19 protein-coding genes are annotated in these 23,696 nt (G+C 64.3%); 9 read left to right on the forward strand and 10 right to left on the reverse strand.

Annotated elements, in window-relative coordinates; genetic code table 11:
• Positions 1-56 precede the first annotated feature (56 nt).
• The 7 genes from bamA (at position 57) to GJW30_RS14065 (ending at position 7,249) form a co-directional block, all read left to right on the forward strand.
• On the forward strand, positions 57-2,501 hold the full coding sequence (bamA, locus tag GJW30_RS14035; protein ID WP_096358833.1) for an outer membrane protein assembly factor BamA: 2,445 nt from the start codon (positions 57-59) through the stop codon (positions 2,499-2,501).
• Positions 2,502-2,576: 75 nt separating this feature from the next.
• The gene (gene lpxD / locus GJW30_RS14040) at positions 2,577-3,638 is read left to right on the forward strand and encodes a UDP-3-O-(3-hydroxymyristoyl)glucosamine N-acyltransferase (RefSeq protein ID WP_096356350.1); all 1,062 of its coding nucleotides are present in this window, start codon (positions 2,577-2,579) and stop codon (positions 3,636-3,638) included.
• Positions 3,639-3,654: 16 nt separating this feature from the next.
• Positions 3,655-4,107, forward strand: a complete 453-nt coding sequence (gene fabZ / locus GJW30_RS14045) for a 3-hydroxyacyl-ACP dehydratase FabZ (RefSeq protein ID WP_096356352.1) — start codon at positions 3,655-3,657, stop codon at positions 4,105-4,107.
• A 7-nt stretch (positions 4,108-4,114) separates the two neighbouring features.
• Positions 4,115-4,900, forward strand: coding sequence for an acyl-ACP--UDP-N-acetylglucosamine O-acyltransferase (gene lpxA, locus GJW30_RS14050; RefSeq protein WP_096356354.1), 786 nt, complete (start codon positions 4,115-4,117; stop codon positions 4,898-4,900).
• The gene (locus GJW30_RS14055; RefSeq protein WP_096356356.1) at positions 4,900-5,754 is read left to right on the forward strand and encodes an LpxI family protein; all 855 of its coding nucleotides are present in this window, start codon (positions 4,900-4,902) and stop codon (positions 5,752-5,754) included. The genes lpxA and GJW30_RS14055 overlap by 1 nt, the downstream gene beginning before the upstream one ends.
• Entirely contained in the window at positions 5,751-6,908 is a 1,158-nt protein-coding gene (lpxB, locus tag GJW30_RS14060; protein WP_096356358.1) for a lipid-A-disaccharide synthase, read from the forward strand. The genes GJW30_RS14055 and lpxB overlap by 4 nt, the downstream gene beginning before the upstream one ends.
• 125 nt (positions 6,909-7,033) lie before the next feature.
• The gene (locus tag GJW30_RS14065; protein ID WP_096358834.1) at positions 7,034-7,249 is read left to right on the forward strand and encodes a hypothetical protein; all 216 of its coding nucleotides are present in this window, start codon (positions 7,034-7,036) and stop codon (positions 7,247-7,249) included.
• 79 nt (positions 7,250-7,328) lie between these two features.
• Here GJW30_RS14065 and gltA read toward each other — a convergent pair whose 3' ends face one another.
• Together gltA and gltX are read right to left on the reverse strand one after the other, a co-directional pair.
• A complete protein-coding gene (gene gltA / locus GJW30_RS14070) occupies positions 7,329-8,636 on the reverse strand; it encodes a citrate synthase (RefSeq protein ID WP_096356360.1) in 1,308 nt (435 codons plus the stop codon).
• Positions 8,637-8,869: 233 nt separating this feature from the next.
• Positions 8,870-10,288, reverse strand: a complete 1,419-nt coding sequence (gene gltX / locus GJW30_RS14075; protein WP_096356362.1) for a glutamate--tRNA ligase — start codon at positions 10,286-10,288, stop codon at positions 8,870-8,872.
• A 446-nt stretch (positions 10,289-10,734) separates the two neighbouring features.
• Between gltX and GJW30_RS14080 the strand changes: the two genes are divergently transcribed.
• Together GJW30_RS14080 and GJW30_RS14085 are read left to right on the forward strand one after the other, a co-directional pair.
• Entirely contained in the window at positions 10,735-12,405 is a 1,671-nt protein-coding gene (locus GJW30_RS14080) for a glutamine--tRNA ligase/YqeY domain fusion protein (RefSeq protein ID WP_096356364.1), read from the forward strand.
• Between the two features lie 224 nt (positions 12,406-12,629).
• The gene (locus GJW30_RS14085) at positions 12,630-14,864 is read left to right on the forward strand and encodes a ComEC/Rec2 family competence protein (RefSeq protein ID WP_245408515.1); all 2,235 of its coding nucleotides are present in this window, start codon (positions 12,630-12,632) and stop codon (positions 14,862-14,864) included.
• Positions 14,865-14,935: 71 nt separating this feature from the next.
• On the opposite strand, the gene lexA is transcribed toward GJW30_RS14085, so the two are convergent.
• The 8 genes from lexA to GJW30_RS14125 all read right to left on the reverse strand — a co-directional run bounded on the left by lexA (position 14,936) and on the right by GJW30_RS14125 (position 23,577).
• Positions 14,936-15,637: a transcriptional repressor LexA gene (lexA, locus tag GJW30_RS14090; protein WP_096356366.1), complete on the reverse strand. Its 702-nt coding sequence runs from the start codon at positions 15,635-15,637 to the stop codon at positions 14,936-14,938.
• 207 nt (positions 15,638-15,844) lie between these two features.
• Positions 15,845-17,062: a molybdopterin molybdotransferase MoeA gene (locus tag GJW30_RS14095; protein WP_245408516.1), complete on the reverse strand. Its 1,218-nt coding sequence runs from the start codon at positions 17,060-17,062 to the stop codon at positions 15,845-15,847.
• A gap of 44 nt (positions 17,063-17,106) precedes the next feature.
• Complete coding sequence (moaC, locus tag GJW30_RS14100; RefSeq protein WP_096356368.1) at positions 17,107-17,601, reverse strand: cyclic pyranopterin monophosphate synthase MoaC; 495 nt, start codon at positions 17,599-17,601, stop codon at positions 17,107-17,109.
• Between the two features lies 1 nt (position 17,602).
• Positions 17,603-18,406 (reverse strand): indole-3-glycerol phosphate synthase TrpC, encoded by an 804-nt coding sequence (gene trpC / locus GJW30_RS14105; RefSeq protein ID WP_096356370.1) that lies wholly within the window; start codon positions 18,404-18,406, stop codon positions 17,603-17,605.
• Complete coding sequence (trpD, locus tag GJW30_RS14110; protein WP_096358837.1) at positions 18,403-19,416, reverse strand: anthranilate phosphoribosyltransferase; 1,014 nt, start codon at positions 19,414-19,416, stop codon at positions 18,403-18,405. Before trpD ends, trpC begins: the two co-directional genes overlap by 4 nt.
• The gene (locus tag GJW30_RS14115; protein WP_096356372.1) at positions 19,413-20,030 is read right to left on the reverse strand and encodes an anthranilate synthase component II; all 618 of its coding nucleotides are present in this window, start codon (positions 20,028-20,030) and stop codon (positions 19,413-19,415) included. Before GJW30_RS14115 ends, trpD begins: the two co-directional genes overlap by 4 nt.
• Before the next feature lie 2 nt (positions 20,031-20,032).
• Entirely contained in the window at positions 20,033-21,547 is a 1,515-nt protein-coding gene (gene trpE / locus GJW30_RS14120; protein WP_096356374.1) for an anthranilate synthase component I, read from the reverse strand.
• Positions 21,548-21,657: 110 nt separating this feature from the next.
• Positions 21,658-23,577, reverse strand: coding sequence for a SurA N-terminal domain-containing protein (locus GJW30_RS14125; protein ID WP_096356376.1), 1,920 nt, complete (start codon positions 23,575-23,577; stop codon positions 21,658-21,660).
• Positions 23,578-23,696 lie beyond the last annotated feature (119 nt).

Consider the following 23,696-nt stretch of genomic DNA (forward strand, 5'->3'; position numbering starts at 1 on the left):
AAGCGGGATTTGCGGCCCGGTTTGACCACCCGTTTGAGGAATGAGGCGTGTTGCCGATGAGGCTTTGGGTTCGAGTAATTCGTCGCGTTGCGCTGGCAGCGTTGTTGGCCGGCAGCGCCGTTGCTTTGCAGGAAAGCGGGGTTGTCGAGTTCACGACATCCGCACACGCACAATCGATTGTCGTTCAAGGCAATCGCCGAATCGAGAGCGATACGGTTCGCTCCTATTTCCGCGTCGGCCCAGGCGAGCGTCTTGATGCGATCCGCATCGACGAGGCCTACAAGGCGCTGGTCGCGACCGGCCTCTTTGAAGACGTTCGTATCTCTCAGGCCGGTGGCCGCATCGTCGTCACCGTCGTTGAATCGGCGCAGATTGGCCGCGTCGCCTTCGAAGGCAACCGCGCCGTCAAGGACGAGCAGATCACTGCAGAAATTCAGTCGCGTCCGCGCGGCCCGCTTTCCCGCACGGCCGTGCGCAGCGACGTCCAGCGCATTCTCGACATGTATCGCGCGAACGGCCGCTATGACGTTCGCGTCGAGCCGAAGATCATCGATCAGTCGAATGGCCGCGTCGATCTCGTCTTCGAAATCACCGAAGGCAAGAAGACGGGCGTTCGCTCGATTAACTTCTCGGGCAACCGCGCGTATTCGTCGGGCCGGCTGAAGGACGTCATCAAGACGGGTGAGACGGGCATTCTGAGCTTCTTCCGCTCGAATGACGTCTACGACCAGGACCGTATCGAGCAGGACCGCGAGCTGCTGCGCCGCCACTATCTCAAGAACGGTTATGCGGACGTCCGCATCACGGCGGCTGTCGCTGAATACGATCCGGTGTCGCGCGGCTTCAACGTGACCTTCCAGATCGAAGAGGGCGAATACTATCGCATCGGCGCGATCGACGTTCAGTCGAACGTGCGCGAGGTCGACCCGACCCGTCTGCGCAGCTACGTCAAGGCCCGTCAGGGTGGTGGCTACAACGCCGAAGAGGTCGAGAAGACTGTCGAGCAGATGACGCTCGAGCTTGCACGCGGCGGTTATCCCTTCGCTGTCGTGCGTCCGCGCGGCGACCGCAATTACGACGCTCGCACCGTCGATCTCGGCTTCGTCGTTGATCAGGGACAGCGCAGCTACATCGAGCGCATCAATGTCCGCGGCAACACCCGTACGCGTGACCACGTCATTCGCCGTGAGTTCGATATCGGCGAGGGTGACGCTTACAACCACGCAATGGTCGAGCGCGCTGAGCGCCGCCTCAAGAACCTCGGCTTCTTCAAGAGCGTGAAGATCACCAGCGAGCCCGGTTCGGCGCCGGACCGCGTGATCGTCAACGTCGACGTCGAAGAAATGTCGACCGGCGAGTTCTCGATCTCGGGCGGCTACTCGACGGCTGACGGCTTCATCGCCGAAGTCAGCGTCGCGGAGCGCAACCTGCTCGGTAACGGCCAGTTCGCGAAGGCGGCGGTCCAATACGGCCAGCGCGTCCGCGGTTTCGAACTATCCTTCGTCGAGCCGTATCTGCTTGGCTATCGTCTCGCCTTCGGCGTCGACGTGTTCTCGAAGCAGATTCTCGCTTCGACCTACCAGTCCTACGACTCGAAGACTGTCGGTGGCGGCTTCCGCTTCGGCATTCCGATCATGGACGACGTGACGCTGCAGCTGCGCTACTCGGCGTACCAGCAGGAGATCACGCTCTCGGCGCTGAACAACTGCTTCCCGTTCAACGCCGGGTTCTGTATTCCGGCGGCACCGGCATTGCGTCAGGCCGCGAATTACGGCGAAGTGCTGACGTCGCTGGTCGGCTATACGCTGAACTACAACACGCTCGACAACTCGCGTAACCCCACCAAGGGCATGGTCCTCGACTTCAAGCAGGACTTCGCAGGCGTCGGCGGCGATGTGCAGTTCATTCGCTCGACCTTCGATGGCCGCATGTATTTCGACATCGGCTGGGACCTCATCGGCCTCTTGCGTGGCCAAGCCGGTCACATCGCCGGCTGGGGCAGCCGGGATCCGAACCTGGTGGGCAACGGCGATCTGCGCATGCTCGATCAGTTCTTCATGGGCCCGAACCTCGTGCGCGGCTTCCAGACTGCCGGTATCGGTCCGCGTGACGTGACGAGCAATTCGACGCATGATGCGCTCGGCGGCACGATGTACTGGGGTGTTTCGGCTGAGGTGCAGTACCCGCTGTTCTTCGCTCCAAAGGACTTCGGTATGAAGATGGCTGTCTTCGCCGACGCCGGTTCGGTTTGGAACTACAAGGGCCTGACGTCGTACCAGGGGCCGGGCCAAGGTCTGCAGACGATGACCGTTCGCGACGAAAACATCATCCGCTCGTCAGTCGGCGTCGGCTTGGTCTGGGATTCGCCGTTCGGTCCGCTGCGCTTCGATTACGCAGTTGCGCTCACCAAGGATAAGGGCGTCTGGGATCCGGTCGAGGGCCGCAACGTCGGCGGTGACATTACGCAAGCCTTCCGCTTCAGCGGCGGCACGAAGTTCTGATCTGCAGCCGCGGATACACATTGCGGTAGAGCTGTCTGCGGCCCTATACGGGGCCGCAGCCACGTTTGGACCAGCATGACCGAGCCGCAGTTTCATCCCCCCGCAAAACGCCTCACCGTCGCCGATATCGCGGCGCTTGCAGGCGTCGAAGCGCCTTCGGACGCGCGCGCGGTGACTGGCATTGCGGCGCTCGATCACGCGGGGCCGAACGATCTCGCTTTCCTCGATAACCCGAATTACGCGGACCAGCTGGCAACGACTCACGCCGGCATCTGCCTCGTGCCGTTGCGATTCGCCGACAAAACGCCAGCCGGCACGATCGCTATCGCGACCGCGCAGCCGTATCGCGTCTTCGTTGCCGCCGTCTCTCGGATGTATCCAGGCGCGCTGAAGCCCAGCACGATCGACGGCAGCGACGGCGTCGCCCAGAACGCGCGCGTTCACCCGACCGTACGCCTTGAGAAGGGCGTCCGGGTCGAAGCCGGCGCCGTCATCGGCCCACATTGCGAGATCGGCAGCGGCACGCAGATCGCCGCCGGCGCGACCATTGGCCCGCATGTCCGGATCGGCCGCGACTGCTCGATCGGCGCGGCCGCGACGCTCACGCACGCGCTCATAGGCGACCGCGTCATCATCCATCCGGGTGTTCGCATCGGCCAGGACGGCTTCGGCTACCTTATGGGCCCGAAGAAACACGAGAAAGTGCCACAGGTCGGCCGCGTCATCGTCCAGGACAATGTCGAGATCGGCGCCAACACGACGATCGATCGCGGCGCCAGCCGCGACACCATGATCGGCGAAGGCACCAAGATCGATAACTTGGTCCAAATTGGCCACAACTGCATCATCGGCCGTCACTGCGTGATCGTCGCGCAAACCGGGATTTCGGGCAGCTCGACACTGGAAGACCATGTCGTCCTCGGCGCGCGCGTCGGGGTGAACAATCACGTCACCATCGGCGAGGGCGCGCAGATCGCGGCCGTTAGTGTCGTCCACGGCGATGTGCCGCCCGGCGCGCGCTGGGGAGGTACTCCGGCGAAGCCCGTTCGGCTCTGGTTCCGCGAGATGAAGCTGCTAGAGCAATTGGCGCGGAAGGGCAGCCAGGATAAAAGCGATCCCGGAACAGAAGATAGTTGAGCGAAGAGAACGGATTATGAGCGAAGGCATCATCGACGTCGTCGACATTCAGAAAATCATGCAGGCGCTGCCGCATCGATATCCGTTTCTGCTCGTCGACCGCATCGAGAAGGTCGATGGCGACGACTCCTGCATCGGCATCAAGAACGTGACGATCAACGAGCCGTTCTTCCAAGGCCATTTCCCGGGCAATCCCGTGATGCCGGGCGTGCTGCTGCTCGAAGCCATGGCGCAGACCGCGGGCGTCATCTGCGCGATGAAAAAGGGCATCACGGACGAGCCGCTCAAGGTGTTTTTCCTCACCATCGACAAGGCGAAGTTCCGCCGGCCCGTCGTACCGGGCGACCGCATCGAATTTCATATGAAGAAGCTCAACCAGCGCCGGACCATGTGGTGGTACCGCGGCGAGGCGCGCGTCGACGGCGAACTCGTGTGCGAAGCCGAAGTCGGCGCGATGATCGCGAACTGACGATAGAATGCCCAAGGTTCACCCCACCGCGCTCGTCGAAGCCGGCGCAAAACTCGCCGACGATGTCGAGGTCGGACCGTTCTGCATCGTCGGCCCCGATGTCACGATCGGCGCCGGCTCTCGCCTCATCTCGCACGTGAATGTCGCGGGTCGGACCACGCTCGGCGACCGCACCGTGGTTTATCCGTTCGCCTCGCTCGGCACCGCGCCGCAATGGATCGGCCTCGCCGATGAGCCGACCGAGCTCATCCTCGGCACCGACAATGTGATCCGCGAGAGCGTGTCGATGAACAAAGGGTCGGTTCCGGGCGGCGGCGTCACCCGCGTCGGCAACAACAATTACTTCATGGTCTACGCGCACGTCGCGCACGATTGCATCGTCGGCAACAACAACGTCTTCGCCAACAGCGCCACGCTCGGCGGCCACGTCGAAGTCGGCGACAATGTCTTTCTCGGCGGGCTTGCCGCGATCCAGCAGAAGACTCGCATCGGCTCTTTCGCGATGCTCGGCGGTTGCAGCGCGATCACCAGCGACGTCATTCCGTTCGGTATGGCGAGCGGCGAGCGCGCGCATATGATCGGCATCAACATGGTCGGCATGAAGCGCAAGAACTTTTCGCCGGACTCGATCCGCGCCGTGCGCTCGACTTATCGCAGCCTGTTCTTCACCGGCACGCTCGAAGGCGGCATCGAGAAGGCGACCGAGGACTACGGCGATGATCCGGCCGCGCGTTTGATTCTCGATTTCGTGAATTCGCGCGGCGCGCGCCACCTGTGTCAGCCCGGCGACTGATGGCGGAAACATCGCCCATCGCGATCATCTGCGGCGGCGGGCCGTTTCCATTCTCGGTGGCCGACGCGGCGCTTCGCACGGGCCGCAAAGTCCATCTCATGCCGATCGAAGGCTGGGCGGACCGCGATCGCGTCGCTGCTTATCCGCACGATTGGGTTCCGGTCGGGCAGTACGGCCGCATGGTGCGCGTTGCGCGCAATGCCGGCGCGCGCGACATCGTCTTCATCGGCACTCTCGTCAGGCCGTCACTCAAAGACATTCGCCTCGATTGGAAAACGATCAAGATACTTCCGCGCATATACCGCGCCTTCCGCGGCGGCGATGATCACCTCCTGCGCAACATCGGCAAGATCTTCGAAGACGACGGTTTTCGCATGCTGGGCGCGCACGAAGTCGCGCCGGAAATCCTCGCGCCGGCCGGTGACGCGGGCCGCGTGCGTCCATCGGCGCAAGACATCGTGGACGCGAAGCTAGGCCTCGCGGTTCTCGACGCGATGGGACCGTTCGACGTCGGCCAAGCCGTTGTCGTCACCGACAATGTCGTGCTCGCCGTCGAAGCGGCGGAGGGCACGGACCGCATGCTCCAGCGTATCGCAGCTCTCCGGCGCGACGGTCGCATCAAGGTGTCGGCTGGCCGTGGCGTGCTCGTCAAAGCCGCCAAGCCGACGCAGGATCGCCGCTTCGATCTTCCGTCGATCGGGCCGACGACGATCGCGAATGTGAAAGAAGCCGGGCTTGCCGGCATCGCGGTGCGCGCCGGCGAAGTCATCGTCGCGGAATTCACCGCCGTGACCGAGGCTGCAGATACGGCCAATCTCTTCGTGACGGGGCTCGCGCCGTCGTCTCCGCCATGAGCGAGCTTCGCGTCTTCGTCATTGCGGGCGAAGAGTCGGGCGATCAGCTCGGCGCGAGGTTGATCCGGTCACTCCGTCAACGCGTCGGTAGCGATCTCAAACTCGCCGGTGTCGGCGGCGAAGCGATGGCGCATGAAGGCGTTGCGAGCTTGTTTCCGCAAAGCGACATTTCACTGATGGGCTTCATCGCGGTCGCGAAAAGCCTGACGCGCGTCCTTGCACGTCTTCGTCAAGCAACCGCCGCGGTCGTTGCGTTTCGCCCGCATGTGCTGGTGATCATCGACAGTCCGGATTTCACGCAGCGCGTTGCCAAGAAGGTCCGCGCCATCGCGCCGAATATTCGCATCGTGAATTACGTCTCGCCGAGCGTCTGGGCGTGGCGGCCGGGCAGGGCGCGCAAGATGCGCGACTATGTCGATCACGTTTTGGCGCTGCTGCCGTTCGAGCCCGACGTGCACGAGCGTCTCGGCGGCCCGCCGTGCACCTTCGTCGGCCATCCGCTCGCGGCGCGCGTCGATGAATTGCGCCCGAACGCGACTGAACAACAGCGTCGCGAATCCAAGCCACCGCTGTTGCTGGTCCTTCCCGGTAGCCGCCGCAGTGAAGTCAGCCGCTTGCTGCCGATCTTCGGTGCAACGATCGAAAAACTCGTCGCGAGTATCGGTGACGTCGAGCTTGTGTTGCCGACCGTTGCGCATGTCGAACCACTCGTGCGGGAGGGCACCCGCGGTTGGAAACACCCGCCGCGAATCATCATCGCTCACGACGAGAAGCGCGCGGCCTTCCGCTGCGCGCGTGCCGCAATTGCGGCCTCGGGCACCGTCACGCTCGAGCTTGCGCTCGCGTCCGTCCCAACTGTCGCCGCATATAAGGTCGCGCCGATCGAGGCGGCAATCATCCGTCGCCTGATTCAGGTACCGACTGTCATTCTCGCGAACCTCGTGCTCGACCAGAATGTCATTCCAGAATTTCTGCAGGAAGACTGCACGCCCGAAAAGTTAGCGCTCGCATTGCGCGATGTCGTGGCGGACACGGCCGTGCGGACACAACAGCTAGACGCCTTCGCGCGTCTCGATTCCGTGATGAAGATCGGCGAAGCCGCACCGAGCGATCGCGCCGCCGAGATCGTGTTGTCACTCGTCGGCAGAGCCTAACAATCGCGCGAGTTTAGAACCGCCCGAGTTGGTCACGATAAGACCGCGCTCGCGTCAAACAACCTTCGCATGCCCTGCGTACAAGCTGCCGCATGAAGTGGGCGCGACTGACGAGGGAAGATCAGATGGGTATCGTGATGATCGAGTGTCCGCGTACGGGCTTTTCGATTCCGACCGGTGTTCGCGCGGATGCAGCGACTTTCGCACGCACGCCGGTCTTCATCTCACGCACATACTGCACGCTGTGTGCCGGCGAACACGAGTGGTTCGCGAAAGACGCATGGGTGGACGAGACGCCGGCGCGCGAGAAGAAACCCGCGATCAAGTGTGAGGCTGCCTAAGCCATCGAACAATAAGAACAACAAAAAGAAAACGGCCGCCTCATGGGCGGCCGTTTTGTTTTGAGTCTGATGCGCAATCTTACTTGCGCTTGCCTTCCGCGACATAGTCGCGGCGCGTTGCGCCCGAATAGAGCTGACGCGGACGGCCGATCTTCTGTGCCGGATCTTCGATCATCTCTTTCCACTGTGCGATCCAGCCGACCGTGCGGGCAACTGCGAACAGCACCGTGAACATGTCGGTCGGGAAGCCCATCGCGCGCAGCGTGATGCCCGAATAGAAGTCGACGTTCGGATACAGCTTCTTCTCAATGAAGTAATCGTCGCTGAGCGCGATACGCTCGAGCTCCATCGCGACGTCGAGCAGCGGATCGTTGATGCCGACTTCCTTGAGCACTTCGTGGCAGGTCTGCTGCATGATCTTCGCGCGCGGATCGTAGTGCTTGTACACGCGGTGACCAAAGCCCATCAGGCGGAAGGAGTCGTTCTTATCCTTCGAGCGCTTGATGTATTCCGGAATGCGATCGACCGAGCCGATCTCGGCCAGCATCTTGAGCGCCGCTTCGTTGGCGCCGCCATGAGCGGGTCCCCAGAGCGACGCAATGCCGGCCGCGATGCAGGCGAACGGGTTGGCGCCCGAAGAGCCGGCGAGACGAACCGTCGAGGTCGACGCGTTCTGCTCGTGATCGGCGTGGAGGATGAAGATCCGGTCCATCGCTTTCGACAGGATCGGATTGGCTTTGTACGGCTCGCACGGAACCGCGAAGCACATCTGCAGAAAGTTGGTCGCGTAATCGAGATCGTTCTGCGGATACATGAACGGCTGACCGATCGAGTACTTGAACGCCATCGCGGCCAAGGTCGGCATCTTCGCGATCATGCGGATCGACGCGATCATGCGCTGCGTCGGGTCCGAGATGTCGGTCGAGTCGTGGTAGAAGGCCGACAGAGCGCCGACGCTGCCGACCATGATCGCCATCGGATGCGCGTCGCGGCGGAAGCCTTGGAAGAAGCGGCTCATCTGCTCGTGAACCATCGTGTGGTTCGTCACGCGCTTCACGAAGTCGAGCTTCTGCTCGGAGGTCGGAAGCTCGCCGTACAGGAGCAGGTAGCAGGTATCGAGGAAGTCTCCGCCCTCGGCGATCTGTTCGATCGGGTAGCCGCGATAGAGCAGCACGCCCTCGTCGCCGTCGATGTAGGTGATCTTCGACTCGCAGCTGCCGGTCGACGTGAAGCCCGGATCGTAAGTGAACATCCCGGTCTGCGCGTAGAGCTTCGAGATATCGATCACGTCGGGACCGACGGTCCCCTGATAAATCGGAAATGACCAGTTCTGGTCGCCGACTGTTAAAGTGCCGGTCTTGGTGTTGGATCCTGTCTTAGCATCCATAGGCGAAGTCCTTTTGAAACAACGGGCGAGTGCCCGAACTAGGAAATCAGAGCCGCCCGCGCGGACGTGACGGCTGAGGTCCGGCAGAATTCCCGTATCGCATAAGATAGGGTGCTGCAAGCTCCCAGGGCAGGGCTCTTTTTTGTGCAACATTCGCGTGACGTTAGGACGAAAAAAGCGCAGCCGCGCGCAGCAAATTTGCCAACCTGGAATGCAAAGCCCGCCCGATCACTTTACCGTGCAGACGCATCCTGGAGACGGCCTAAACTTTCCTCACGGCCGAGCACGGTCAGCACATCGAAAATGCCCGGCGACGTCGCGCGCCCGGTCAGCGCGGCACGCAGCGGCTGAGCGACTGCGCCGAGCTTGATCCCGCGCGTTTCCGCCACCGCGCGGACGGCGGCTTCCAGCGGCGCCGTCTGCCAATCCGGCGTCGCCGAGAGCGCGGCGGTTGCCGCAACGAGGACGTCGCGCGCGTCCGGCGTGAGCAGGCTCGCGGCTTTTTCGTCCAGCGGAATCGGGCGGTCCGCGAACAGGAAATGCGCGCTGGTCAGAAGATCGACGAGCGTCTTGGCGCGCTCCTTGAGGCCCGGCATCGCGGCGATCAGCTGAGCGCGCCGCTCCGGCGTCAGTTTCGCGGCCATCTCGGGACCGCCCTGCAGGAACGGCAGCGAGTCTTCGAGGATCTTCGTCAGCTCCACGTCACCGGTCTGGCGGATGTAGTGGCCGTTGAGGCTTTCGAGCTTCGCAAAGTCGAAGCGCGATGCGCCGCGCCCGATTTGCGCGAGATCGAACGCCTTCACCATTTCCTCGGTCGAGAAGATTTCCTGATCGCCATGCGACCAGCCGAGCCGCACCAAATAGTTGCGCAGAGCGATCGGCAGATAGCCGAGCGCGCGGTAGGCGTCGACGCCGAGTGCGCCGTGCCGCTTCGACAGCTTCGCGCCGTCCGCGCCGTGGATCAGCGGGATATGCGCCATCGACGGCACCGCCCAATCGAGCGCCTGGTAGATCTGCGTTTGCCGCGCCGCGTTGGTCAGATGGTCGTCGCCGCGGATGACATGCGTGACGCCCATGTCGTGATCGTCGACGACGACCGCGAGCATGTAGGTCGGCGTGCCGTCGGAGCGAAGCAGCACGAGATCGTCGAGGTTTTCGTTCTGCCAGACGACGCGGCCTTGGACTTCGTCATTGACCACCGTCTCGCCCGTCAGCGGCGCGCGCAGGCGGATGACCGGCGCCACGCCTTCAGGTGCCTCGGACGCGGCGCGGTCGCGCCAGCGGCCGTCGTAGAGCTTTGTGCGGCCTTCGCGGCGCGCTTCCTCGCGCATCGCGGCGAGCTCTTCCTGCGAGGCGTAGCAGCGATAGGCGCGGCCGGCGGCGAGCAACTGCTCGGCGACCTCGCGATGACGCGCCGCGCGGGCGAATTGGAACACGGTGTCGCCGTCCCAATCGAGGCCGAGCCACGTCAGGCCATCGATGATGGCCGCGATCGCCGGTTCGGTCGAGCGCTCACGGTCGGTGTCCTCGATCCGCAGCAGCATCTTGCCGCCGCGGCCGCGCGCGTAGAGCCAATTGAACAGCGCCGTGCGGGCGCCTCCGATATGGAGGAAGCCGGTCGGCGAGGGGGCAAAGCGGGTAACCACGGACATGAAATTTCAGCACACATGTTGAAGCGGCGCCCCCTTTAGCACACACGGCCGAAATGGGTAGCCTTAGCCCTAGCGAGAGGTCGGAACGGGCGGCGGATCGCCGGTACGGGGTGGCCCAAGATCCCGGCCCTGCGGGATCGGCGGCGGGCCGGAACCGGGCGCGCTGCGTGACGGCGCGGGCGGTGTTGGGGCCGGCGCAGGCTGCGGCACTCCGGTTTCGGTGCGCGGCGGCGCCGGAGCCCGGGTGGTGCCGAGCGACCATATTCCGAGCCACCAGGCCAGCCCGGCCAGGATCAGGGCGCCGATAACGATCAGCCAGCCGCGCATCTCGAGCCTCCGATTTGGACCCTCGGGCCAATGTTGGTATTGGCCTTGTCCGACGAATTTGGCACATAAGCGGCCGTTGCGCGCCAGCGATCGTGTTCGGGCGCCGCCGAAGGATCAGAATGAGCATTGCAGAGACCACGGAAGCCGGCCGCGATTTCATCCGCGACATCGTCCAGGCCGACCTCGATTCCGGCAAACATGCGAAAGTCGCCACGCGCTTCCCGCCCGAGCCGAACGGCTATCTGCATATCGGCCACGCCAAATCGATCTGCCTCAACTTCGGCATCGCGCAGGAGTTCGGTGGCACCTGCAATCTGCGCTTCGACGACACCAACCCGACGAAGGAAGAGCAGGAATATATCGACGCCATCGAGGCGGATGTCCGCTGGCTCGGCTTCGAATGGAGCAACCTCCACTTCGCGTCCGATTACTTCGAGACGCTCTACGGTTGGGCCGAGCAACTGATCAAAGCCGGCAAAGCTTACATCGACGACCAGAACCAGGAGGAGATGCGCGTCAATCGCGGCACCCTCACCGAGCCCGGCAAGAACAGCCCGTTCCGCGAGCGCAGTGTCGACGAGAATCTCGATCTCTTCCGCCGCATGCGGGCCGGCGAGTTCCCGAACGGCGCGCGCGTGCTGCGCGCGAAGATCGACATGTCGTCCGGCAATATCAATCTGCGTGACCCGGTGCTCTACCGCATCCTGCATGCGCATCACCCGCGCACCGGCACGGAGTGGAAAATCTACCCGAGCTACGACTACGCGCACGGCCAGTCCGACGCGATCGAAGGCATCACGCATTCGATCTGCACGCTCGAATTCGAAGACCATCGCCCGCTCTACGATTGGTTCCTCGAGAATCTTCCCGTGCCGTCGCGTCCGCGCCAATACGAATTCGCGCGCCTCAACATGACCTACACGCTGCTTTCGAAGCGCGTGCTCAACGGTCTCGTCAAACAAGGCTTCGTCAGCGGCTGGGACGACCCGCGCATGCCGACGATTTCGGGCCTGCGTCGTCGCGGCGTGCCGCCGGAAGCGTTGCGTGAATTCATCCGCCGCATCGGCGTTGCGAAGGCGAACAGCGTCGTCGACTACGGCATGTTCGAGTTCGCCGTGCGCGAGGCGCTGAACCGCACCGCGCAGCGCCGCATGGCGGTGCTCAAACCGCTGAAGATCGTCATCGAGAATTATCCGGAAGGGCAGAGCGAACAGCTCGAAGCCGTCAATCATCCGGACGACGAGGCCGCAGGCACCCGCAAGATCACCTTCGGCCGCGAGCTCTATGTCGAGCAAGACGACTTCATGGAGAACCCGCCGAAGAAGTTCTTCCGCCTGACACCGGGCGCCGAAGTGCGCTTGCGTTACGCGTACTTCGTCACCTGCCGCGAAGTCGTGAAGAATGCGGCCGGCGAAGTCGTCGAACTACGCTGCACCTACGATCCGGCGACCAAGGGCGGCAACGCGCCCGACGGTCGCAAGGTGAAAGCGACGCTGCATTGGGTGTCGGCGGCGGATTCTGTCGAAGCGGAAGTGCGCGTCTACAATCAGCTCTTCTCGGCTGTGGCGCCCGATGCGACCGACTTTGCGGCCGGCATCAATCCGCAGTCGCTGGAAGTGATCGCTGACGCGCGCGTCGAGCCGTCGCTCGCCGAAATGAACACCGGCGAGGCGATCCAGTTCGAGCGCCAGGGCTACTTCTGCCGGGACAAGGATTCGCAGCCCGGCAAGCCGGTGTTCAACCGCACAGTCGGCCTGCGCGACACCTGGGCGAAGGTCGCCGGCACTTAGTAGTAGCGCAAGCGCAGCCTCAATCTCCGCTCATACCCGCGAAAGCGGGTATCCAATTTTTCGCGCGCGGACGCGCGCGGGCTGGACTCCCGCTTTCGCGGGAGTGAGCGGAAAAGAGGTTTTTCCCGCGCAAGTAGCGGCGGTTCGCCGAACGTTCAGGCTGTCTGCAACCAAAGTCTCTCGGGCACGATGCGCGTCGCGGCGATGAGGCGCGGGGCACGCGCGTGGTGGGCGAAGGCAGGCGAGGGCGCGCGATCGCGTGGCCGGACGGGGTTGCGGGCCGGCCGTCGCGTCTACGCGAATGGTCGTACGCCGCGCGTTTGCCGCGTTGGGCCTTGCGCGTCGGCGATTGGGCCGAAGCCGAAACCGGCCCCGGCCGCGCGATCCTCTGGACGCCCATCGCATTCGGTCTCGGCATCGCGATCTACTTCACGGCAAGCCACGAGCCGGTTGTCTGGGCGCCGGCTAGCGCCTTCGCGCTTGCGGCGCTTTTCGTCTGGCTCCTTCGCGCAAGACCGGTCGGCTTTACGCTCGCAATTCTTGTCGCAGCGCTCCTTGCGGGGTTTCTGACGGCGACGCTCAGAACGCTCCGAGCCGAACATCCCGTGCTCGCGCGTCCGCTGTTCGGAGCATCGCTCTCGGGGTGGATCGAAACCCGCGAGGAACGCGAACGCACCGACCGCATCATCATCGCACTGGCGAGTTTCGAGCCCGGCCGCGGTTCCGACGCAAAACTCGAACGCGTCCGCATCTCTGTGCGCAAGGGCACCGCGCCGCCACCCGGCAGTTTTGTCAGCCTCAAGGCGCGACTGTCGCCGCCGCTGGCGCCGCTGCGTCCAGGCGGCTACGACTTCGCGCGCGATCTGTACTTCCAGAAAATCGGCGCGACCGGTTTCGCGCTCGGCAAGATCGAGCGCTTAGAAGCAAAAGACGCTGCACCATTCCGGGTGAGATTTCTGAGCGGCGTCGCCGGACTGCGCGCCGTCATCGACACGCGCATCCGCTCGGCGTTGCCGGGCGATGCCGGTGCCATTGCGTCGGCGCTCATCACCGGCTCGCGCGATGCGATATCGGCGCCCGTCAACGACGCGATGTATGTGTCGAGCCTCGCGCACGTGCTCTCGATTTCCGGCTATCACATGGCCGTGGTCGCGGGCGTCGTCTTCTTCGTCGTCCGCGCGCTGCTCGCTCTGTCGGCAACGATCGCGCTTGGGTTTCCGATCAAGAAATGGGCTGCCGGCTTGGCGCTCATCGCCGCGACCGGATATCTCGTGCTCTCGGGCGCCGAGATTGCCACGCAACGCGCCTACCTCATGACCGCCGTCGTCCTGCTCGGCATCATGGTCGACCGCGCCGCGTTGACGTTACGCACGCTCGCGATCGCGGCGTTGGCCGTTTTGGTTATCGCGCCGGAAGCCGTCGTACATCCGAGCTTCCAAATGTCGTTCGCTGCGACGCTCGCGCTGATCGCGTCCTACGAGCGCGGAATGCCGTGGGCGACCGCTGCGGCTGACACGTCGATCGGAGCCCGCATCGCGCTGTGGGGCGGGCGCGAGATCGCCTCGCTCTTCTTGGCTTCGGTGGTCGCCGGAGCCGCCACGACATTGTTCGCGGCGTATCACTTCAACCGCCTCGCGCCTTACGGCACTTTCGCCAATCTGCTCGCGATGCCCGTCGTGTCCGTCATCGTCATGCCGGCCGGATTGCTCGCGCTCATCGCGGCACCCTTCGGCCTCGACGATTGGCTCTGGCGGCTCATGGGGCAGGGCATCGAGTGGATGATGTACGTCGCGCAATGGGTCGCAAGCTGGCCGGGCGCGGTCGGTCGCATCGCGGCGTTCGGCGTTACGCCGCTGCTCATGGGCACCGCCGCGCTGGTGATCGTTTGCCTGCTGCGCACGCCGCTGCGTTTCGTCGTTAGCCTCCCGCTGGCGGTTATCGCGCTGACGCTCGCGATCCGCACGCCGCAACCGGACGTGCTGATCGCCGCGAATTCCGAAGCTGTCGCGGTGCGCGGTCCGGACGGCCAGTTCTCGGTCATGCGGCTCGGCAGCGACACCTTCGCGATCAAACAGTGGCTCGCCGCCGACGGCGATGCGCGCACGCCCGGCGAGAAAGACCTGAGCGCCGGCTTCGATTGCGATGCTGTCGGCTGTGTTGCGGTGCTGTCTGACGGCAGGCTCGTCGCCGTCGCGCTCCACGCCGAAGCCTTTGCGGACGACTGTAAGCGTGCCGCGATTGTCGTAAGCCGGAGAACAGCTCCGTCAGGCTGCGCTGCGAAACTCTACGACCGCGGGCGGGCTGACAGCGCGCTTGCACTCACGATCAATCGGGATGGATTTGCCGAAACGCGCGCCCGTGCAGCGGACAGCGATCGGCCTTGGGCGCCAAGCGCGGTTACGAAGCTGCAAGCGCCCGATGCGACGCCGGCCGAGCCTGACCTACGTGAGGACGACTAAACGGTCAGGGCACAAGTTGCCGGAAGGCTGGCGTAGCCCGGCCACTGTAAGTCTCAAGAATGAAGCCGGTCTCAATACTTCCGCATCAAGCCGACGAGGCGGCCCTGAATACGCACGCGGTTCGGCGGCAGGATGCGCACCTCATGCGCCTGGTTCGCCGGCTCCAGCGCGATGGCTGCACCGCGCCGGCGGAAACGCTTGAGCGTCGCCTCTTCTTCGTCGATCAGCGCAACCACGATGTCGCCCGTGTCGGCCGTGTCGCCGCGCCGGATCAGCACCGTGTCGCCATCGTGGATGCCGGCGTCGATCATCGAGTCGCCGCGCACTTCGAGTGCGTAATGTTCGCCGCTGGCAAGCAGATCCGGCGGAACCTGGATCGTCGCGCTGCGCTGCTGGATCGCCTCGATCGGCGTGCCGGCCGCGATGCGGCCCATCATCGGCACGGTGACCGGACGGCCGCCGTCATCCTCCGACGTTGTATTGCGGACGCGGCCGAGATGGCCCTCGATCACGCTCGGCGTGAAGCCGCGCTGACGCTGCGTGCCTGCGGCAGGTGCCACATCAGGCATGCGGACGACTTCGATGGCGCGTGCGCGATTGGCGAGGCGGCGAATGAAGCCGCGCTCCTCAAGTGCCGTGATGAGGCGGTGGATGCCCGATTTAGAGCGAAGATCGAGCGCGTCCTTCATTTCGTCGAAGGAGGGCGGAACGCCGGCTTCCTTGACGCGGTCATTGATGAAGCGCAGCAGCTCGAGTTGCTTACGGGTCAGCATCTTAGGCGGTTCTCCGTGTGTCGGCGTTGAGGCTTGAACGCGCCACGACTGGTAGAAAACAAATCATGAACAGACACTATATGTTCGCACTGTGTTCCGCAACCACTTAATTTGGCGTGAAGAAAACAAAGGCCGCGCGAATGAGTTGGCGCTGCAATCCGCCACCAAATTCCGCCCGTCTTACGAAACGCGATTCGGAAACCGTCGCTACTCCAGCAGCAGGATCTCGCAGGCAGCGCCGGCCTCAAGCGGCGGCGCATGCGGTGCGCGCACCAGCAGGCACTCCGACATCGCGAGCGCGGACATCATCGAAGAATCCTGCGTCTCGACCGGTACGACGACGCGCCGCCCGTCGCCGTCGATCGTCATGCGCGCGCGCATGTAATCTTGCCGCTCGTCGTTCGCCGCGATGTTGCGTCCCGCAACGGCAGAGACGAGTGTCGGATGCACGTTTGGAAATCCACCGAGCGCGCGCAGCAGCGGTACCAGGAACAGCTCCGAACAAACGACAGCCGAAACCGGATTTCCGGGCAGGCCGATGACGCGCATCCCGGCAATCTTTCCGGACATCAGCGGCTTGCCGGGCCGAACCGCGATCTTCCAGAAGGCGAGTTCCATGCCTTCGGCGGACAGCGCTTTCTGCACCAGATCGTAGTCGCCGACCGATGCGCCGCCGGTCGTCACCAGCACGTCGGCGCCCCAAGCGCGCGCGCGCCTGATCGCCGCAATGGTGGCCTCGACGGCATCCGGCACGATGCCGAGATCGAGCGCGAGCGCTCCCTCGCGGCGCGCGATGGCCGCGATCGCGAAGCCGTTCGAGAGGATGATCTGTCCCGGGCCGGTCTCGCTGCCCGGCATGACGAGTTCATCGCCGGTCGAGAACATGGCGACGCACGGGCGCCGCACGACCGGCACCGCGGCGTAGTTCATTGCGGCCGCGAGTGCGAGATGGCGCGCGCCGATGATTTGGCCGCTCTTGAGCCGCACATCGCCTTCGCTAAAATCGAGGCCTTGTTTGCGGATGTGACGGCCCGGCTTCTCCGATTGCAGCACCTCGACGACATCGCCATCGCGCCGCGTGTTCTCCTGGATCGAAATCGTGTCGCTACCGGGCGGCACGACGCCGCCCGTAAAGATGCGTACGGCTTCCCCGGCCGCTAGCGGGCGAGGAAATACTCGGCCGGCCGCTGCTTCGCCGGCAATCTTCAGTTTCACCGGAACGGTCGCGATATCGGCCGCGCGGACCGCGTAGCCGTCCATCGCCGACATCGCGGCAGGCGGCTGCGTGCGCCGCGCCGCAAGATCCTCGGCAAGCACACGTCCGTACGTATCGGCGACCGGGACTTGTTCGACGCCGAGCGGGACCGCGCCCTCAAGAATGCGAGCGAGCGCCTCTTCCGGCGGCATCAGTTTCGACTTCGCCATTCCGTCCTCCGTTGAGGCCTTCCGAAAGGAAAGCCCGCCGGATCTCAGGGCTCGTCAGCCCGGTAGACGCCGGATTTTCCGCCGCGTTTCTCGACGAGACGGATGCCTTCGATACGCATGCCGCGTTCGACGGCTTTGACCATGTCATAGATCGTCAGGCACGCGACGGAAACCGCCGTCAGTGCTTCCATCTCGACGCCGGTCTGCCCCGTGACTTTCACGCTCGCGCGGACGCGCACACCCGGCAGCTTCTTATCGGGCGTAACCTCGACTTCGACTTTCGAGATGAGGAGAGGGTGGCAGAGCGGGATCAACTCGTGCGCTTTCTTCGCCGCCATGATGCCGGCAAGGCGCGCGGTGCCGAGCACGTCGCCTTTCTTCGCATCGCCTTGCTCGACGATACGCAGCGTCTTCGCCGACATGATGACGCGGCCTTCGGCGACCGCGATGCGCTCCGTCGCAGCTTTCTGCGACACGTCGACCATATGCGCCTCGCCGCGCTTGCCGATATGCGTCAGCGTTTTCGGCGCGCGGGCCATGTCAGCTCACCGTCTCGTGCGCGATCAAAGCTCGCGTCGCGGCTTCGACATCGGCCTGACGCATCAGGCTTTCGCCGACCAGGAATGTTTTGATGTCGCAAGCGGCGAGCCGCGCGACGTCGGCCGGCGTGAAGATGCCGCTCTCGCCGACCAGCACGCGATCCTTCGGCACACGCTTCGACAAGCGCTCGGATGTCGCCAGCGTTGTCTCGAAGGTGCGCAGATTGCGATTGTTGATGCCGACCAGCCGCGATTTCAGTTTCAGCGCGCGATCGAGCTCCGCGTCGTCGTGCACTTCGAGCAGCACGTCCATGCCGAACGCGAACGCAGCGTCTTCGAGGTCGCGTGCCGTCGCGTCATCGACGGCGTCGAGAATGATCAGGATGCAGTCTGCGCCCCAGGCGCGTGCTTCCGCCACCTGATAGGTGTCGTACATGAAGTCCTTGCGCAGCGCCGGGAGGCCCGTCGCATCGCGCGCCGCCGTCAGGAATTCCGGCGCGCCTTGGAACGACGGTGTGTCGGTCAGCACCGAGAGGCACGTCGCGCCGCCGCGTTCGTAGGCCTTCGCGAGCGACGGCGGGTCGAAGTCAGCGCGGATCAGGCCCTTCGACGGGCTTGCCTTCTTCACCTCGGCGATCAGTGCATAGCCGCCGGCGGCGGTGCGCGCCTCGATGTTCTTGAGGAAGCCACGCACCGGCGCGGCGGCGCGGGCCGCGGCTTCGACCTCGGCGTAGGGGCGCGCAGCTTTCGCCGCCGCGATCTCCTCGCGCTTGTAGGCCTCGATCTTGGTGAGAATATCGCTCATGCGTTAGACACCTGAACGAGGCGCGCAAGACGATCCGCTGCGGCTCCGCTGTCGAGCGACTTCGCGGCTTGCTCGATGCCCTGCTTCAAGTCTTTCGCGTGTTCGGCAACGACCAGCGCTGCCGCCGCGTTCAACACCGCTACATCGCGATACGCGCTCGGCTGACCGGCGAGAACGCCGCGCAGCGCTTCGGCGTTATGGACGCCATCGCCGCCGCGCAGATCCTCCGGCTTGGCTTTCTTCAGGCCCAACGTCTCCGGCGCGATCTCGAATGTCGTGACTTTGCCGCCGTTGAGTTCGGCAACGTAAGTCGAGCCCGTCGTGGTGATCTCGTCGAGCCCGTCCGAACCGTGCACCACGTAGGCGCGCGTCGAGCCGAGATTCTTCAGCACATGCGCGACCGGTTCGATCCATTGTTTGGAGAAGACGCCGACCATCTGCCGCTTCACGCCGGCCGGGTTGGAGAGTGGACCAAGCAGATTGAAGATCGTGCGCGTGCCAAGCTCGACACGCGTCGGCCCGACATTCTTCATCGCGGGATGATGCGTCGGCGCGAACATGAAGCCGATCCCGGCCTCTTTAATGCAGCGGCCGACACCATCAGGATCTTGTTCGATCTTGACTCCGAGCGCCGCGAGAACGTCGGCGGCGCCGGACTTAGACGACAACGCTCGGTTACCGTGTTTGGCGACCGGCACGCCGCAGCCTGCAACGATGAACGACGCGCAGGTCGAGACGTTGTATGAGCCCGAACCATCGCCGCCCGTTCCGACGACATCGACGGCATCATCTGGCGCATCGACGGTGAGCATCTTCGCGCGCATCGTCGCGACCGCGCCGGTGATCTCGTCGACGGTCTCGCCGCGCACGCGCATGGCCATCAGCAAGCCGCCCATCTGCGACGGCGTCGCTTCGCCCGACATCATCTGATCGAAGGCGCTCGCGGCTTCATCGCGCGTCAGCGAGGCGCCGGTCGCGCATTTCGCGATCAGCGTTTTGAGATCGCTCATGCGGCGCTCCGCGGCGACTGTGGGCGGCGGCTCTTCGCGACGTTCCACTCTTGAGCAAGGTCGAGGAAGTTGCGCAGGATGAGATGCCCGTGTTCCGACGCGATGCTTTCGGGATGAAACTGCACGCCGTGCACCGGAAGCGTCGCGTGGCTGAGCCCCATGATCAGATCGTCGGTCTCGGCGGTCACCTGAAGCGTCGTCGGCAGCGACGAGCGTTCGACGATCAGCGAGTGATAACGCGTCGCGCGGAACGGGCCATTGATGCCGCGGAACAGCGTCTTGCCGCCATGTGCGACTTCCGACGTTTTGCCGTGCACCAGGTTCGGCGCGCGAATGACGTTGCCGCCGAACGCTTCGCCGATCGCCTGGTGGCCGAGGCAAACGCCCATGATCGGGATCGTCGGCGCCGCTTTGTGGATGAGATCGATGCAGATGCCTGCATCCTTCGGTGTGCACGGGCCGGGCGACAGCAGGATCGCGTCCGGGTCGCCCGCGATCACGTCGTCGACCGAAATCTTGTCGTTCCGGTGCACCGCGACCTTGGCGCCGAGGCCGCCGAGATAGTGGTACAGGTTGAACGTGAAGCTGTCGTAATTGTCGATGAGGACGATCATGACTACTGCCCCCGTGCCGCGCCGCTGGCAAAGCGCTGCGCTTCCTCAGCGGCGCGGAACAGCGCCTTCGCCTTGTTGACGCATTCCTGCTGCTCGGAGGCCGGGTTGGAATCGGCGACGATGCCGGCGCCGGCCTGCACGTAGATCTTGCCGTCCTTCACGAGCGCGGTGCGCAGCACGATACAGGTGTCCATCTCGCCGTCGGCCGAGAAATAGCCGACACAGCCAGCGTAGAGGCCGCGCTTTTCCTTCTCAAGCTCGTCGATGATCTGCATCGCGCGCACCTTCGGCGCTCCCGAGACCGTGCCGGCCGGGAAGCCGCCCGCCAGAGCGTCGATCACGTCGTGCTTGGCGTCGAGTTTTCCCTCGACGTTGGAGACGATGTGCATCACGTGGCTGTAGCGCTCGACGAAGAACTGGTCCGTCACCGTCACGGTGCCGATCTCGGCAACGCGGCCGACGTCGTTGCGGCCGAGGTCGAGCAGCATCAGATGCTCGGCGCGCTCCTTCGGATCTGCGAGGAGTTCGTCCTCCAGCGCCTTATCCTCGTGCGGTGTCGCGCCGCGCGGCCGTGTTCCGGCGATCGGCCGGATCGTGACGACGCCCTGCCGCGCGCGCACGAGAATTTCCGGGCTCGAGCCGACGACCGAGAATTGCCCGTAGTCGAGATAGAAGAGGAACGGCGCCGGGTTGGTCCGCCGCAGCGCGCGATAGAGCGAGAACGGCGGCAGGTTGAACGGCGCTTCGAAGCGTTGCGCCAACACGACCTGGAAGATATCGCCCGCCGCGATGTATTCCTTCGCCTGCGCCACCATGCCGAAATATTCGTCCGGCGTCGTGTTGGACTGCGGTGCCACGTCGAGCGGACCTTCGTGTCCGTCCGCCGACTTGAGCAGCATCGTGTCGAGCCGGTCGACGATCTCGCCGAGCCGGTCGACCGCGCGATTGTACGCCTGCGCTGCTGTCACGCCGCTCTCGGGACGCACCGGCGTGACGACCGTGAGCGTGTCCTTCACGTTGTCGAACACGACGACGACAGTCGGGCGGATCAGGATCGCGTCCGGAATGCCGATCGGATCGGGCAGGGCGGATGGAAGCTCTTCCATCAGCCGCACCATGTCGTAGGAGAGATAGCCGAACACACCGGCCGCCATCGGCGGCAGGCCTTCCGGCACGTCGATGCGGCTTTCCGCCAGCAGCGCGCGCAGCGCGGTCAGCGGCTGATCGTCGAGTGGTGTGAACGCATCGGCGTCCGTGCGGGCGCGGCGGTTGATCTCCGCCTTGTCGCCCTGAGCGCGCCAGATGAGATCGGGCTCGAGGCCGATGATCGAGTAGCGGCCGCGGTTCGCGCCGCCTTCGACCGACTCGAGCAGGAAGCTCATCGGCTTGTCGCGCGAGATTTTGAGAAAAGCCGAAACCGGGGTCTCGAGATCGGCGACGAGCGTCGTCCAGATCAGCTGCGGTTTGCCGGAGTCATAGCCGGGGCGAAAAGTGTCGAGCGTCGGATCGATCTGCATAGTCAGGCGGCCTTGAAGGAGAGGGGAGTTGCGCCATGGTCAGCCCACGGCGAGGCAAACGCTTCACCAGCGTCGCCACATCCCGCTTTCGTTCGTCCCACCGAGACCGATCACTGTTCCACTCCACCGCCTGAGACACGCCGCAACGCCTCGACGTTCACGGTCGCCTTCAGTTCCTTCTCGATATACGCGATGTACTGGCGCAGCAAGTCCTCGGTGATCGAGGTGCGGATCAAATTCTCAACCTGCTTGCCCTGGTCCGAGTTGGCGTCGAACGGCGGGGTCTTGATGTCGGTGACCTTGAAGACAATCCGCTCAGCCGGAAGCTGTCCCTGTGTCGAGGCGGCCGCGCCCTTCGGCGTCTGGAAAGCCGTGATGACGGCGCCCGGCGGCAGGCCCTCGGGCCGCGCACTACGGCGTAAGTCGGCCGCGGTCGCGACGTTGAGTTTGTCGGCGGCCGCCAGCTCGGCGAAGGTGCCGTTCGCCTTTAGCTTCTCGACCATCTCGTTTGCTTTGGCACGCAAACGCTCGCCGATCTGATCGTCCTTCCAACGGGCGACAACGCGATCCTTGACCTCGTCGAGCGTGCGCTCCTTTGATGGTGTGATCTCAGTCACCTCGAACCAGACGTAGCCGCCGGCTTGCGGACGGAGCGCCTCGGTCTCGGTGTTCGGTTGCGCGGCGAACGCGGGCGTCAAGATATCGACGTCCTGCGGAATGCCGGTGACGAGAGCGCCGGTCGCATCGCGGCCCGAGCGATCGACGCCGTCCAACATGGTGACCTGCAAGCCGGCGCGCTGCGCCGACTCGGTGAGGTTGGCGCCGCCGGCGCGCTCGTCTTCGAGCTTGTCGTGCTTGGTCGTGACTTCGTTGCGCGTACGCTCGCGTGCGAGCTCCTGCTTGAGTTCGTCCGCGACTTGCTCGTATGGCCGCACCGAATCCGGCTCGATCTTGGCGACTCGAACGAGCGCATAGCCGAGGCGCGCCTGCACGGGATTCGAAACGCCGCCTTCCGGCAGCTTGAATGCTTCTTCCATCGCCTTCGTGAACCGCGACCCTTGCGCGGTTTCGCGCGAGATCATCCCGAGATCGATGTCGGTCTCCGAGAGACCGCGCTCTTTCGCGAGATCCGCGAAGGAGAGGCCTTCGTCGAGACGCTTCTTCGCCGCGCGCGCTTCCTCTTCGGACGGGAAGACGATCTGCTGCACCTGGCGTTGACCGGCTTGCGTGAAGCGGGCGCGGCGCTCGTCATAGGCCTTGCGCGCGTCCTCGTCCGCAATCGTCGTCCACTTCGCGAGTTCTTCCGGCGAGAGACGGACAATGACGATGCGGCGATACTCCGGCGCGCGGAACAGTTGCTTGCGGCTGTCGAAATAAGTCGTGAGTTGCTCCGGCGTCGGATCGGCGATCTCGCCGGCTTGCGCCGCCGTCAGCGTCACGTATTCGAGCGAGCGCTGCTCGTTCTGATACGCGTTCATCACGTCCGCGTAGGTCTTCGGCACGATCGTCGTGCCGCCGACCGACTCGGTCAGATGCTGGCGGATCATCAGCTTGCGCTGCTCGGTGACGAAGCGCGCTTCGGTGTATCCGGCCGAACGCAGGCGCTGCAGGAAGATCTGATTGTCGAACTGTCCGTCCGGTCCCTGGAAGGCCGGGAAGGAGCGGATCAGCCGCGCGACTTCGGCGTCGGTGATGCCAAGGCCGATGCGCTTTGCCCATTCGTCGAGCGCCGTTTCGGACACGATCTGGCCGAGGATCTGGCGATCGATGCCGAGGTCACGCGCCTGATTGAACGGAATCGGACGGCCCATCTGCTGGCCGATCTGCTGCAGCCGCTCGGTGTAGAGCTGCCGGAACTGCTCGGAGGAAATCTCAGTCCCACCCACCGACGCGACCGCCGAACGGCCGCCGCCACGGAAAATGTCGCCGATGCCCCAAATCGCGAAGCTGATAGCGAGGACGCCGACAACGACGCCCATGACCAATTTGCCGAGCCATCCGCTCGAAGCCGTTCGAATACCGCGAAGCATGTTCCGTCAAATTGTAAGGGGATGAGCCGGTATGGCTTTCAGCCCAGCCGGGTGATTTGCACTCAATAAGACATGGGTAGGCACACCGCAACACGGCACCAATGCGGCAGCGACATGCT

Source organism: Variibacter gotjawalensis (assembly GCF_002355335.1).
In the GTDB taxonomy this organism is placed as follows: Bacteria; Pseudomonadota; Alphaproteobacteria; order Rhizobiales; family Xanthobacteraceae; genus Variibacter; species Variibacter gotjawalensis.